The 12,769-nt window shown below is 60.2% G+C and carries 13 protein-coding genes; all 13 read right to left on the reverse strand.

All coding sequences use genetic code 11. The features are described from left to right. Positions 1 to 11 precede the first annotated feature (11 nt). Entirely contained in the window at positions 12 to 614 is a 603-nt protein-coding gene (locus ACR3EG_RS18265; RefSeq protein ID WP_480497124.1) for a class I SAM-dependent DNA methyltransferase, read from the reverse strand. Then, entirely contained in the window at positions 611 to 1,570 is a 960-nt protein-coding gene (locus tag ACR3EG_RS18270) for a cupin domain-containing protein (protein WP_480497123.1), read from the reverse strand. The genes ACR3EG_RS18265 and ACR3EG_RS18270 overlap by 4 nt, the downstream gene beginning before the upstream one ends. A gap of 143 nt (positions 1,571 to 1,713) precedes the next feature. Beyond that, positions 1,714 to 2,703, reverse strand: a complete 990-nt coding sequence (locus ACR3EG_RS18275) for a nuclear transport factor 2 family protein (protein WP_480497122.1) — start codon at positions 2,701 to 2,703, stop codon at positions 1,714 to 1,716. Beyond that, positions 2,700 to 3,743 (reverse strand): LacI family DNA-binding transcriptional regulator, encoded by a 1,044-nt coding sequence (locus tag ACR3EG_RS18280; protein ID WP_480497121.1) that lies wholly within the window; start codon positions 3,741 to 3,743, stop codon positions 2,700 to 2,702. The genes ACR3EG_RS18275 and ACR3EG_RS18280 overlap by 4 nt, the downstream gene beginning before the upstream one ends. After that, complete coding sequence (locus ACR3EG_RS18285; RefSeq protein ID WP_480497120.1) at positions 3,736 to 4,491, reverse strand: hypothetical protein; 756 nt, start codon at positions 4,489 to 4,491, stop codon at positions 3,736 to 3,738. Before ACR3EG_RS18285 ends, ACR3EG_RS18280 begins: the two co-directional genes overlap by 8 nt. Beyond that, positions 4,491 to 5,255: an SDR family NAD(P)-dependent oxidoreductase gene (locus ACR3EG_RS18290; protein ID WP_480497119.1), complete on the reverse strand. Its 765-nt coding sequence runs from the start codon at positions 5,253 to 5,255 to the stop codon at positions 4,491 to 4,493. Before ACR3EG_RS18290 ends, ACR3EG_RS18285 begins: the two co-directional genes overlap by 1 nt. After that, the gene (locus ACR3EG_RS18295) at positions 5,255 to 6,307 is read right to left on the reverse strand and encodes an ester cyclase (protein WP_480497118.1); all 1,053 of its coding nucleotides are present in this window, start codon (positions 6,305 to 6,307) and stop codon (positions 5,255 to 5,257) included. The genes ACR3EG_RS18290 and ACR3EG_RS18295 overlap by 1 nt, the downstream gene beginning before the upstream one ends. After that, on the reverse strand, positions 6,304 to 7,635 hold the full coding sequence (hisD, locus tag ACR3EG_RS18300) for a histidinol dehydrogenase (protein ID WP_480497117.1): 1,332 nt from the start codon (positions 7,633 to 7,635) through the stop codon (positions 6,304 to 6,306). Before hisD ends, ACR3EG_RS18295 begins: the two co-directional genes overlap by 4 nt. Before the next feature lie 11 nt (positions 7,636 to 7,646). Beyond that, positions 7,647 to 8,177: an ester cyclase gene (locus ACR3EG_RS18305; protein ID WP_480497116.1), complete on the reverse strand. Its 531-nt coding sequence runs from the start codon at positions 8,175 to 8,177 to the stop codon at positions 7,647 to 7,649. 4 nt (positions 8,178 to 8,181) lie between these two features. Further along, entirely contained in the window at positions 8,182 to 9,336 is a 1,155-nt protein-coding gene (locus ACR3EG_RS18310) for a carbohydrate ABC transporter permease (protein WP_480497115.1), read from the reverse strand. Position 9,337: 1 nt separating this feature from the next. Next, positions 9,338 to 10,360 (reverse strand): carbohydrate ABC transporter permease, encoded by a 1,023-nt coding sequence (locus ACR3EG_RS18315; protein ID WP_480497114.1) that lies wholly within the window; start codon positions 10,358 to 10,360, stop codon positions 9,338 to 9,340. A gap of 67 nt (positions 10,361 to 10,427) precedes the next feature. Beyond that, entirely contained in the window at positions 10,428 to 11,639 is a 1,212-nt protein-coding gene (locus tag ACR3EG_RS18320) for an ABC transporter substrate-binding protein (protein WP_480497113.1), read from the reverse strand. A 75-nt stretch (positions 11,640 to 11,714) separates the two neighbouring features. Beyond that, positions 11,715 to 12,761, reverse strand: coding sequence for an ABC transporter ATP-binding protein (locus ACR3EG_RS18325; protein ID WP_480497112.1), 1,047 nt, complete (start codon positions 12,759 to 12,761; stop codon positions 11,715 to 11,717). Positions 12,762 to 12,769 lie beyond the last annotated feature (8 nt).

The raw sequence follows: 12,769 nt of genomic DNA on the forward strand, positions 1-12,769 counted from the left end.
CTTTGGCCTCCTTAAAGTTTTCGCGCCATCAACACGGTGTGGCTTTGCGTTTCAGGGTCCTCGGCCAGAAATCCGGTCATCTGAAGCCCGTTGTCCTCAAGGCACCCGGCATATCCGGCGGGCGAAAGAGACGCGTGGTAGACCATTTCTGCGCCAACTGTACCGCTTGCCTCGCCCGCGCGCGGACCGACCGTCAACATCAGCATCCCACCAGATCGCAAGTGGCGCGCCATGCGGGCGATACAGGCTTTTTGCTCTGCGGCCGTCAGGTGAAAAAAGCTGTTCCATGCGATAATACCATCGAACTGACGACCCAGATCGAAATCCCGCATATCGGAATGCAGCCAGTCGTTGTCAGGCCACCGGTCGCGAGCGATGGCCAGCATGGCCTTGGAAAAGTCGACGCCCGTGACGTCAAACCCTTCGGCCATGAACCAACGGGCGATTGGGTCACCTGTTCCGCACCCCAGATCCAACACGTGATCACCCGGTTTAAGACTGGCCGTGAAGCGCGCCAACCAGCGCGCTTCGAACAGAGCTTTGGAGCGACGTTTGTCATACTCTGTCGCCTGCCGCTCGTAGACAGCATGGGTATCCTGCGGGTCTGCGGTCATCCTGTCCAGGTTGCTCCGGCCGGATCATTGGTTGCGGTAATCCGGTACAGGCCAGCCTGCCCGGTCATGGATGGGACAACACTATAGGATTCACCCGGCAGAACCAGAGCGGTGTCGCCCACGGACAATGTGGTCTCATGGTTGTCTACAGCAATCCGCCAATGCCCACTGGCCGGCATCAGAACCACGGGTTTATCGCTTGTGACCGCGTCCGGCACACACGATCCTCGGCCCAGAAAATCGACTTCGAAACCGGGTTTGTCCTTGATCCATCCGTTCTCGCCTATCACCACTGCCGGTTTGTTGGCCGACAGCGCCATCAAGTCCCAATACCGCGCAACGTATTTGCCGACCACATCCTCAACCGGCACCTCGGGATAGGCTTTCAGCTCTTCCTCGGTCAGCAAAGGCATAGGGCGCACGTTGTGGGGCAGCTCTTGCCCTTTCTTGCTGTCATACAGCACGCCATTGTCGCCCAGCATCAAACCATGCGCCTGCGCATCCTCGATCACTTGCGGGGCCCATGTGACACCACCTCCGGCATCGTCACCGCCCAGGATCGACATGATCATCCCGTAGTCCTGACCCACATTTTCGAACCCGCGAAAGATACCGGTCGGAATGTTGAAAATATCGCCCTCTTCGGCGATGAACTCTCCCGCCGTGCCATAACGCCCCCAGAAGAACCGCCAGCGGCCTTTGGCAACAAAGAACACCTCGGCCGTAGTGTGGCTGTGCAGTGAATTTCGGCATTTCGGAGGCTGGCCTGCCGCACCGATGTTAAAACCGATCTTGTCGGTGATATGGACATGCTGATCGGGGCTTTCAGAAACGCCGCCGCCGACGATGGTAAAGTTCTCTTTCTGATCGCTGCCCGGCGTATGGGCGTCGATAAAAGCGGTTTTGCAGGGTTGCAACTCGCCGTAGCGGACGATGCGGTGTTGGATGGTGCTCATGGTGATCTCCTAATGGGGGGTGTGTTGCGATGGGGGTTAACCCGTCGCCCCAGGAGGGTGATTGTTCAGCCGGCGCGCCCGCAGCGCGGCGCGGTGGCAGTGATACCGCCGCGCCTGTTCGCTGGGTTTGAGGCAGGTTGGCATCATAGGTCTCCGGTCACCAGAATAAGCTGCTTCCAGATCGCCGTTTCATCGAACAGGGTCCATTCGCGGCGCAGGCGGATATCGCCGCCGATCAGTTCGCCCCATTCGGCGTGGCTGATGCCCATCACATAAAGGTCCGCCCCGGTGGGTGCGCCAAACGCCCCCCAGCCATCATGTTTGCCATGAAGGCTCCAACGGATGGCCGAGCGGGGCGGCATGTTGGCATCCTCGCGCCCGATCTGGTGATGAATGGTAAACGTCGCATTGGGCAGCGCGGCACGCAGAGACATCCAGAACCGGTCCACCGCGTCGCGCCCGTGGCCGGTGGCCCCACCGGGATATTCACTTTGCACGGCACGATCATAGTCGCGTTCAACCGCGCCCATATCCGCGCCCATCATCCTGGTCAGAAGATCGGCATGGCGCTGGCCCCATTCGTTGTCATTGCCCCGCCCTTTGTACGGTCCGTCCAGATCATTGGCCGGGGTCAGGGGTTTGACGCATGCCTCGGCCCCGCCCTCACGCGCGATCAGGTCGCGGGCAAATTCCTTGGGCTCCCACCCCATTTGCCGGACGATCGCGCCGTTGTCGCGGATCAGCCATTCATCGTCGATCGCATTGTTGCGCGCGTGGCAGTCGGCCAGAATGCGATAGCGCAGCTTGGACCCGGTCGCCTTGCCGAACGCGCCATCGCCCAGATGCGTGGCGGTGGACATGATGCGGTGGCTCGACAGCATCCCATCCTCGGGCGTGCCGGACCAGATCACATCCTCGCCCAGAAGGGTACGGTCGGGGAACTCGGCCAGTGTCGCCATGGTCGCGCCGATGACACCCTGATTGCCGGTCGAGACACTGCCCGGCATCCGCACCACGATATCTTTGCCGTAATACTCGTGCAGGGTCGCGATGCCGCGATCCTCCCAAATCTCTTTGGTAATGCCGATGATGTAGTCCGGGAAATCCCGGAATTTCGGATCAAAGCCCTTCATGTCTCAGTCCTTTGTGGTTTCCACCCCTTCGGCAACCGCGCCGAGGTCCGCACGATCAGCGGCCCATCAATGGCCACTTTCCGCGGTTTGGCCGTGGCCGGGGTATCGATATGGTCAAGCAATGCGGTGACGGTTTCAGCCACCATCAGATTGGCGCGCTGGCGGATGGTCGTCAGGTTATAGGCCGGCCACCCGGCGGGCGGCACGTCGTCATAACCGATGATCGAGACATCCTCGGGCACGCGCAGGCCCAGTTCAAAGCGGATCACGTCCATCACCGCCAAAGCCATGTGATCATTGGCCACAAACACCGCGTCGGGCCGTTTGCCGGGGGCAACGTCAAACATCCGGCGGGCGGCGGCGCGGGCGTTCTCAGTATGGAAATCTCCGACATCATGGGCGAACACATCCTGCCCGCCTTCAGCCAATGCCGCGCGGAACCCCGCCTCTCGGTCGCGCTGGGTCGAGGCGCCCTGCCAACCTGCGATATAGGCAATGCGCTTATGCCCTCCGGCCAGCAGAAACTCGGCCACTTTGCGCCCGCCCGCATAGTTGTCCGAAGCCACCGTGGTGATCCCGTCAAGATCCTGCGTGCGGTTGAACAGCACCACCGGAACGCCGGCCTGCTGGCATCGCATGGCGATATCCGACGACATGGGAACCGAGGCCAAAACGACCCCGTCCACCTGATAATCCAGAATTTCCTCCATCACGTCGTCAATATTCCCGGCCGAGCGTGAGGCCATGAAAATCAGCACGTGATAGCCCTGTTCCTGCAGCGCATTAGAGAGCTTCTCCAACGCCTCGGGGTAGAAGTAATTCTCAAGATACCCCACCACCAAACCGATGATGCGGCTTTTGCCCGACACCATGGCGCGGGCCAGAACATTTGGTCTGTACCCAAGTTCAGCAGCCGCCTTGCGCACTTTGTCTTCGGTCTTTTTGCTGACCGAGGCACCGGGCGTGAAAACCCGGCTGACCGCTGACTGGCTGACACCGGCCAGTTGCGCAACCTGCAGAGATGTGACTTTTTCAGCCATCCGGTTGCTCTCTGAACAGTGCAGCCAGCAATTTCATCCCAGCATCTAGCCCCATCGTCGGCATACCGCGCGGTCTGGTCGGGTCGTGAATGCTCAGCCATGCGTTGCCATCGTGGTATTGATTCAGGGATTGCAATGCCGCCATTGAACCTTCGGTTTTTGCTATGTCCCGAAGACCGTCTATGGCATGCATCGGAGCTGTTTTTGCAAACGCGCGACCGCGCTGTTCACGTTGCTCACGAAATTCGGAAACCATAGCCTGGCTTTCGTCCTGCTTGGACGTACCTTCATGGTCCCAACGTTTTGCGTCACGCATGACGGGGGCAACCCGCTCGGTCCAACGAAAACCGCGCGAGATCGTAGGAACCGCAAAGGTCAAATCGCAACAGGCCTCCATGACCCCGCGCAGACTATCCGGTACTTGAAAGTCACCCCTGGTGTCCGGCAGTTGGCTTCCGGGACGCTCGCCCAGAAACTGAACAAATAGCTGATGCACCATATCGGCATCGGGTTCGTTCAGTTTACCGATCCGTTGCTGCGCATCTTCCCGAACAGAGTCTTTGTTGATCTTTTTCAATCCGTATTCGTCCAAGATCGGGCCAAAACGCCCCCAAAAGTGATGCGGTTCTTCATTCGCCATCCCGGCAGAGGGCCGATAGATCATCGTTTTGCCTTCTTCGACGATAGCATCAAGGATCGCATCCCGTAGACGGCGTTGAATGCTGATATCCTTGTCGTCATAGCGCATCAGTCCGCCGTCCAGCCCCCATCAATCAGCATCGAGGTGCCCGTCACCAGTGCCGAGGCGTCCGAGGCCAGATAGGCGACCGCGCCCATGATGTCTTCGACCTCGCCCACGCGGTCCAGTTTGATCTTGTCCATGATCCACGCGGCCCGTTCGGGGTTGTCGAAGGTAGATTGTGTCAGCGGTGTGCGGATGAAGGTTGGGCAGACCGTGTTGATGCGGATGCGCTGTTTGCCCCATTCGATCGCCATTGCTTTGACCATGCCCTCAAGCCCGTGTTTGGTGGCGCAATAGAGCGCCCGGTCCACGCCGCCCACATGTCCCATCTGGCTTGAGATATGGATGATCGACCCCGGCCTGTCCGCCGCCAGCAGCGCCTTGGCCGCATAGGACGACAGGAAATAGGCCGAGCGTAGATTGACGTCGGTGACCGCGTCGAAATCTTCGGGCGTGGTCTCGACAGCCGGGCTGTGGCGGGCGGTTCCGGCGGAATTGACCACCACGTCAAAAGCGCGGTCTTCGAACAGCTGTTTCAGCGCCTGCAAGTCGCCCTGATCCACCACCGCCGCCTCAGCCGACCAGCCCTGCGCCTGCAGCGCGGCGACGGTCTCTGCCAGCCGATCCGCCCCACGCGCGGCACAGACCACATGCGCCCCGGCCTCGGCCAGTGCCACGGCGCAGCCCTGACCGATACCCGACGATGCGCCGGTAACCAGCGCGGTCTTGCCGGTCAGTAAAAACGAAGGGGTGCGGGGCAGGTCAGTCATCAGCTCATTCCATCCGGTATTTCAATACGGCCCATATTGCGGGCCTTGTTGAATTCCCGCAGACGAGCGAACACGTCAACTCCCAGTTGGCGATAGGCGTCCAGAAGATCGACCAAAACCCAGTTTTCTCGGATCAGGCCATTCTCGAGCCGCCAGAAATCCAGGCTGCGCATGGTGATCCGCTGGCCCGAGGGCGCAATCCCCATCCAGCCGTCATGGGTCACCGTCTGGATCATGTTCGGCCAGCCGGTGACGGCGGCATATTCGCCATCGCCGAAGAAGTGATAGGTGATGTCATCCACATATTGCCCACGATCCGGCATCCCGTTCAAAAACGGAATCTGGTGCCAGTTGCGAAACCCACCATAGCCACGCCCGGTGCCAATACCTGCCGGGCCGTACCAGTTCATGCGGGGATGCCAGAACTTCTCCATCTCCATCACCTCTGGCCCACCTTCTGATGGGTGTTTCTTGAGGTGATCCAGCATATCGATGATGTGCTGGCATGTCTGCTGACCTTTGGCGGCATCATACGGCCCCGGCACCAGACCATCCTGCGTCGCGGGGCCCGGCACATGCCATTCATGCCCAAGACTGGGGGCCATGGGCCAGGCGTTGGCCTGTATCATCACTTCGGGGATGTCCCACAGCGCCTGCATCTCGACGATCTTGCCGTCGCGGAAGCGATAGAATTCATGGAACCGCATTGTCACCTGATGGCCGGTCGTCGGGATATCCAGCCACGGCCCGGTGAAGGTACCGGTATAATAGCCGCCGCAACCGACCCAATCCGCGCCGTGTTCATCCGGCCCGGCCATGACGATGTAGTCGCGCCGCTCCAAATCAGGCCATGCGTCCAGCAGACCCTTAAACGCGGTGTCGTAGAAGGCATCGCTGCCGGTGTTGTCGCCAAACGGATGGCACAACCGAAACAGGGCGTCCGGGGCGCTGACCCTGGCCAGCGCCTGCCGCACACCCGTTTCGCTAAAGTCATACATAGCCGCCCTGACCGGCGCGATCAGGGCCTTGTGCTGTGTATGGGGGTCGCTCATTCGGCGGCGTCCCGATAGGGGGCCGCCTCACCATAGGGTACGTTGATCCCACCATAGCGGCGGACGCGGACGTTGCATTGCTCGGCATGGCCCACGAAGCCTTCCAGCATACACAGGCGCGAGCCGTATTCACCGATCAGCGTCGCCGCCTCATCAGTCAGAACCTTCTGATAGCTGTGCGTTTTCAGGTATTTGCCCACCCAAAGCCCGCCGGTATAGCGGCCCGCCTTTTTGGTGGGCAGAGTGTGGTTGGTGCCAATTACCTTGTCCCCGTTCGACACATTGGTGCGCGGCCCAAGGAACAGCGCCCCATAGCAGGTCATGTTCTCAAGGAACCAGTCATCGCGGTCGGTCATCACCTGCACATGCTCAGAGGCGATGTCATCGGCGACCTGCAGCATCTCATCATAGGTGTCACAAACGATCACCTCGCCATATTCTTCCCACGACACTTTCGCGGTGTCGGCGGTGGGCAGGATACCCAGCAGGCGGTCGACTTCGGCCAAAGTATCCTCGGCAAGTTTGCGCGAATTGGTCAGCAACACGCAGGGGCTGTTATAGCCATGCTCGGCCTGACCCAGCAGGTCGGTGGCGCAAAGCTCTGCGTCCGCTGCGGTCTCATCTGCGATCACCATGGTTTCGGTCGGACCAGCAAACAGGTCAATCCCCACGCGGCCAAACAACTGGCGCTTGGCTTCGGCCACAAAGGCGTTTCCGGGGCCGACCAGCATGTGAACCGGGTCGATGGTTTCGGTCCCCAGCGCCATCGCGCCGATGGCCTGAATACCGCCCATTACGTAAATCTCATGCGCGCCGCCCAGATGCATGGCGGCGATCACCGCCGGGTTCGGTTTGCCCTGAAACGGAGGCGTACAGGCGATGATGCGCGGCACGCCCGCCACGCTGGCCGTCGCCACCGACATATGGGCCGAGGCCACCATCGGGAACTTGCCGCCGGGCACATAACAGCCCACGGACTGCACCGGGATGTTCTTGTGGCCCAGAATGACGCCGGGCAGGGTTTCAACTTCGATATCCAGCATCGAGTCGCGCTGCGCCTGCGCAAAGTTGCGCACCTGTTCTTGCGCGAATTTGATATCGTCCAACTCACGCTCGGTCAGTTGGCCGATCAGCTCGTCGATCTGATCTGGCGACAGGCGAAACGAGGCGGGCGAATAGTTGTCGAACTTCTCGCTCAGGTCACGCACGGCGGTGTCACCACGGGTTTCGATGTCTTTCAGCGTGGCCTCGACCACGGCGCGGGTCTTGGCGTCATCCTCGGCCCGGTCAGCGTCGGATTTGCCGCGTTTGAGATACTCGATTGCCATAGTCCTGATCCTTACTTGTCGGGGCGCGGGGCGGTTTTCTCACCCCGGTCATAGGCTTCCCAGCCCTCGCCATTGAACAGATCGACCCCCAGCTGCGCGGCCACATGGGCGAAATCCACGTTCACCCAGTTGTCGACGATCTTGCCATCGACCACTTTCCAGAAATCCATGTACCGGATTTCAACCCGCTTGCCGGTGGGGGCGATGCCCAGAAACTCACCAGAATGGGTGGCTTCTTGCCGGCCAAATGCGGCTGCCCATTCGCCCATATAGAGGCGCGCCTCATCAATGCAGGTTTTGTCCGAAAACGCGGCCTGGAAGGGGCGCTGCCAGTTGTCCTGAAATTCCTGCAGGCCGGTCTTGGTGCCGCAGCCCTGATTGCCCATCCAGCGGAACCCCTGCGAAAAGAACTCGCCGATATCATCAATGCGGTGGTCGTTCAGGCCGTCCACCATGGTTTCGATCACGCGGCGTGTGTCTTCGGTTTTGCTCAGATCCGTGTCACGGGTCAGAACGGCTTGTTCCGGGCGGGAACCCTTCATTTCTTTATCCTTTTACTGCGCCAGCGGTCAGGCCACTAACGATTTGGCGTTGGAAGATCATCACAAGGAAGAACAGCGGGGCGATGATCGACACAGCAGCAGCCACGGCGACCACCTGATCGGTCGTCGTTGTCTCGCGGTTGAACATGCCCGCAATGGCGGGGACCATCGTCTGGTTCTGCGCATCAAGCAGCAGCGAGGTCACAAGAAAGTCGTTATATGCCAGCAGGAAGCTGAACAGCCCGGTCGTGATCACCCCCGGCCACATCACCGGCATGATCACGCGGCGGAAAGCCTGAAAGTGGTTGCAGCCATCGACCCGCGCAGCCTCGTCCAGTTCGGCCGGAATGTTCTGGAAGAACGAGCGCAGCATCCAGATCGTGAACGGCTGGTTGATCGCCACCAGCACCGCGATCACGGCGAAAGGTTTGCCATAAAGCGTTGGCGCGTTCTCACCCAGAATAGGCGCCAGCCATTCGGCCGAGTTGATGAAAACCGGCAGATAGCCCGCCACCAGAACCGAATGCGGCAGCGCGCGGAAGATCAGCGCGATCAGCAGGATCCAGAAGGCCAGCGTTGATCCCGACCGCGCCAGACCGTAACCCGCCAGCGTGCCCACGGTCAGCGATACGGTCACCACCCCGGCGGTCACGATCAGCGAGTTTTTGAAGTTGTTGGAAAAGCCCCGATCGACCCAAACGGTCTTGTAATGCTCGGTCGTCACGCCCAGCACGTCGCGACCCAAGGGGCCAAACACCGGGTTCAGCACATTCAGAACCGCAGGCAAGACGACAAAGAACACCAGCAGGAAGGCGATCAGGGCGACAAGCACTCCGACCACCCAGCCGAACCATGCCTGACCCGGCGCGGTGTATTCCTTGATCTTCGCGGGCAGCATTTTGGTAACGACCATGGCAGCGCCCCAGATCACCGCGATGCCAAGGATAATATCCAGAACCGACACCCCGTTTCCGGTGGCCAGTGTCGCGGGGCCAAAGATCACGTTCAGCGCATTGCTGTCATAGGCGTCAACGGGGGATTTGACGCTCATGATCGCGATCCAGACGATCGGGAAGGCGGCGACAAGGCACCAGAAGGCCAGGAAGATGTTCGAGGTCAGCCGCAGGCTGAGAGGTTGGCGAAGCGCGCGCGAGGACATATCAGTGGCCTCCTTTATGGTCGCGCCAGGTGCGGCGCAGCGGCAGGATCAGCAGAAGGACGATCCCAATCATGGTCAGCATCGCGCTGGCCGAGGCCCGGCTGATCGACCGGTTGCCTGCCTGATCCGGCACGAGGAAGTCGAAGGTCAGCCATTGCAGTGAGATGACGTAAGCCTGGCTGGAGAAACCGACGATCTCTTCGAACACGCGGTAGGCGTCCATCAGGTGGATCATCGACACGAAGATAATCAGCGGCATCAGATGCGGAATGACGATGTACTTCATGCGCTGCCAGCGGGTCGCCCCGTCGATCACAGCGCTTTCCAGACTGTCCTGATTAACGGTCTGAAGCCCGGCATAGAACACCACGGCCGCAAACGGGGCCACATGCCAGACGCGGTAGAACATCATCAGCACTTCAATCGTCCACGCCTGCGCAAACAGCGCGATATCGCGGTTCAGCCACCATTCCAGCAGCGCGGTCAGGATGCCGTCTCCACGGAACAGCCAGTTGATCGACAGCGCACCGATCACCGGCGTGATGATGAAGGGCAGCAGCGAGATAAAGATCACCGGCCCGCGGATCGACCGCGCCGCCCCGTTGATCAGAACCGCGATGCCCAGCCCGAACCCGATGACCAGCGGCAGCGTGATCAGCGTGAAGGTCAGCGTGAACCGCAGCGCTTTCCAGAAGTTGATGGTGGACAGGACCGACCAGTTACCCTCGGAGATCGCGCGCCACGCGCGTTCCGGCTCCAGCACGTTGCGATAGCTTTGCAGACCGACATATTCGGTCTGGGTGATGACCTCGCCATGCTCATCCAACTTGGGCTGCGATTTCTGCTCGGTCACGCAGGTCTGGGTCAGGAAGCCGGGGGTGCAGGTTTCGACCTCAACCGTCTCATAGACCGGCTGGGTGATGTAAAAGCTCTGCTTGAACACGCTGACCAACGGGAACGCGATAAAGAGAAGCATCATAAAGACAGAGGGGCCAACAAAGGCGGCAAATGTCCGGAAATTCATGGCTCTGCCTTTCTCATGGTTCTCAAGTGGGAAAAGAGGGAGGGCACGGGGCCCTCCCCAGAGAGGATCAGTTGCTGATCAGGCCAGCCTCTTTCGCGGCGGTGATGTAATCCGCCTCGATATCGGCCAGCGCGGTTTGCGCATCCTTGGCACCGGTCAGGTAATCGGCCAGACCATTTCCCAATGCGCTGTGCAGAACACCCATTGCGGCGCTGGCCGGATAGGCCCCGGCACCGTTCTGCGCCGAAGCCGCAGCGCCAGCAGCCAGATCGCCGGGCTTATAAGCGGCGTTCAGCCAGACGGCGGTGTCATTGTTGGCGCTGACCATGTCACCGTCGATACCTTCCATGACCAGACGGAAGGCAGCGTCGGCCTCCTCATCGCTGATGTTCGAGGCCAAAACGATGCCGTCCCACCAGATCGTGGTCGAGGGACGCTCGGACCCCATCGGGGCCGAGGCCATGGTGACCTTGCCGACAACCTGGCTTTCAGCTTCGTCATTCATGGCAGCCGCGCGGCTGGCCCACAGGTTCGCCATGGCGATCTTGCCCTGCTGGAACTGCTGCTGAACATAGGTGGAGTCGGACACGAGGTATTCCGGATCCATGAACTCGGTCATGGCCTTCATCGTCTCAAGCGCTTTGACACCCTTTTCATTGTTGATCGTGGGCATGTTGCCTTCGCCGATGAACGTGCCGCCCTCGCCCATATACATGTTGACGAATTCCTGGGCCAGGTTCCAACCGGTCTTGAACGTGCCGCCGATGGGGTATTCCATCACGCCGGCCTCTTTGATCTTGGCAGCGGCGGCGAGAACGTCGTCATAGGTGGCGGGCTCTTCGATGCCCAGATCGGCCAGAACGTCCGAACGGTACATAAGGTGCTGCGCGTTCACCATCATGGCAATCGCCATCACCTTGCCATCTACCTTGATCAACTGGTTGGGCAGCAGGTCTTGGCCATATTTTGCAACCAGATCATCCAGCGGACGGATGGAACCCGCGTTTAGCAGCGGGATCATGGTTTCATTCGCAACGCCGCCAATCTGATACAGGGAAGGATCGGCCGCAAAGGCCTCGGGCTGCTTCTCGCGGAATTCCTGATCCAGCGAGGCGCTGAAATTGCCGCATTCGGCCATCGCGTCCGTCACCGCTTTCCAAGCCTCAAAACCTGCCGTCAGCGATTTCAACGGTACTTCGTTTTCGTAAGAACAGGCCGCCGATGCACCGCTTGCGGCGATGGCCATGGCCCCTGCCATTAGGATCGTCTTGAGTTTCATGCGTTTCTCCCTGTCAGGATGGGTCCGTCGTCGACGCCCGGACCGCTGTTATGCCCGTATGGGCTGTTTTTGGGGTTAGTCCCCGATCCGCGCACCGCTTCCAGCTTCGAAGAGGTGACAGATTTCCGTTGGCACCGAGAACGAGACGTTGTCCCCAATCTCGGCGCGGAAAGATTTATCGGCCTTGACCGACACCAAAGCCCCGCCAACCCGGACCGAAATCATGGTCGCGTCGCCCAGCAATTCGAGCGTGTAGATCGGCGCGGTAATCTGACCCGAGCCTTCGGAAAGGCTGGCATCCTCGGCCCGGAAGCCCAGCGTCATGGGGCCGTCCGGCGCGTCCACCGGTATCTCAACATGTTCCGCGCGGAACACCCCGCCCGCGACCTCGCCGTCCATCAGGTTCATGGCCGGTGAGCCGATAAAGCTGGCCACAAAGGTATTGGCCGGACGGTCGTAAATCTCGGTCGGGCTGCCGACCTGCTGCACCACGCCCTGTTTCATCACCACAACGCGGTCGGCCAGTGTCATCGCCTCAATCTGGTCGTGGGTCACATAGATCGTCGTCACCGCCAGTTCATGGCTGAGGTTCTTGATCTGCGCTCGGGTCGAGACCCGCAGCTTGGCATCCAGATTCGACAGAGGCTCGTCCATCAGAAACACGTTGGGCTCGCGCACAATGGCGCGGGCCAGCGCCACACGCTGCCGCTGACCGCCCGACAGTTCGGCCGGTTTGCGATGCAGGAAGTCGTCCAGTTCGACCATCGCGCTGGCGCGGCGTACCTTGTCATCATGCGTATCGGGATCGATGCCGCGCACCTTCAGCGGAAAGCGGATGTTTTCATAGACGTTCATGTTGGGATAAAGCGCATAGCTTTGGAACACCATCGCAACATCACGGTCCTTGGGCTCCAGATCGTTGACGACCTTACCGTCGATCAGAATCTCGCCCTCGGTCACATCCTCAAGCCCGGCGATCATGCGCATCGTGGTGGTCTTGCCGCAGCCCGACGGGCCTAACAGCACCAGAAACTCGCGATCTGCGATCGTCAGGTCAAAATTGTGGACCCCCACGAAGGTACCCCAGCGTTTGCCGACGTTGCGCAATTTGATTTCCGCCATGGAGCCCC

The organism is Ruegeria sp. AM7 (assembly GCF_056535965.1).

Excerpts from the sequence above, each read along its gene's own strand:
- ACR3EG_RS18265 (WP_480497124.1), bottom strand. The coding sequence starts at position 614 with ATGACCGCAGACCCGCAGGATACCCATGCTGTCTACGAGCGGCAGGCG.
- ACR3EG_RS18270 (WP_480497123.1), bottom strand. The coding sequence starts at position 1,570 with ATGAGCACCATCCAACACCGCATCGTCCGCTACGGCGAGTTGCAACCC.
- ACR3EG_RS18275 (WP_480497122.1), bottom strand. The coding sequence starts at position 2,703 with ATGAAGGGCTTTGATCCGAAATTCCGGGATTTCCCGGACTACATCATC.
- ACR3EG_RS18280 (WP_480497121.1), bottom strand. The coding sequence starts at position 3,743 with ATGGCTGAAAAAGTCACATCTCTGCAGGTTGCGCAACTGGCCGGTGTC.
- ACR3EG_RS18285 (WP_480497120.1), bottom strand. The coding sequence starts at position 4,491 with ATGCGCTATGACGACAAGGATATCAGCATTCAACGCCGTCTACGGGAT.
- ACR3EG_RS18290 (WP_480497119.1), bottom strand. The coding sequence starts at position 5,255 with ATGACTGACCTGCCCCGCACCCCTTCGTTTTTACTGACCGGCAAGACC.
- ACR3EG_RS18295 (WP_480497118.1), bottom strand. The coding sequence starts at position 6,307 with ATGAGCGACCCCCATACACAGCACAAGGCCCTGATCGCGCCGGTCAGG.
- hisD (WP_480497117.1), bottom strand. The coding sequence starts at position 7,635 with ATGGCAATCGAGTATCTCAAACGCGGCAAATCCGACGCTGACCGGGCC.
- ACR3EG_RS18305 (WP_480497116.1), bottom strand. The coding sequence starts at position 8,177 with ATGAAGGGTTCCCGCCCGGAACAAGCCGTTCTGACCCGTGACACGGAT.
- ACR3EG_RS18310 (WP_480497115.1), bottom strand. The coding sequence starts at position 9,336 with ATGTCCTCGCGCGCGCTTCGCCAACCTCTCAGCCTGCGGCTGACCTCG.
- ACR3EG_RS18315 (WP_480497114.1), bottom strand. The coding sequence starts at position 10,360 with ATGAATTTCCGGACATTTGCCGCCTTTGTTGGCCCCTCTGTCTTTATG.
- ACR3EG_RS18320 (WP_480497113.1), bottom strand. The coding sequence starts at position 11,639 with ATGAAACTCAAGACGATCCTAATGGCAGGGGCCATGGCCATCGCCGCA.
- ACR3EG_RS18325 (WP_480497112.1), bottom strand. The coding sequence starts at position 12,761 with ATGGCGGAAATCAAATTGCGCAACGTCGGCAAACGCTGGGGTACCTTC.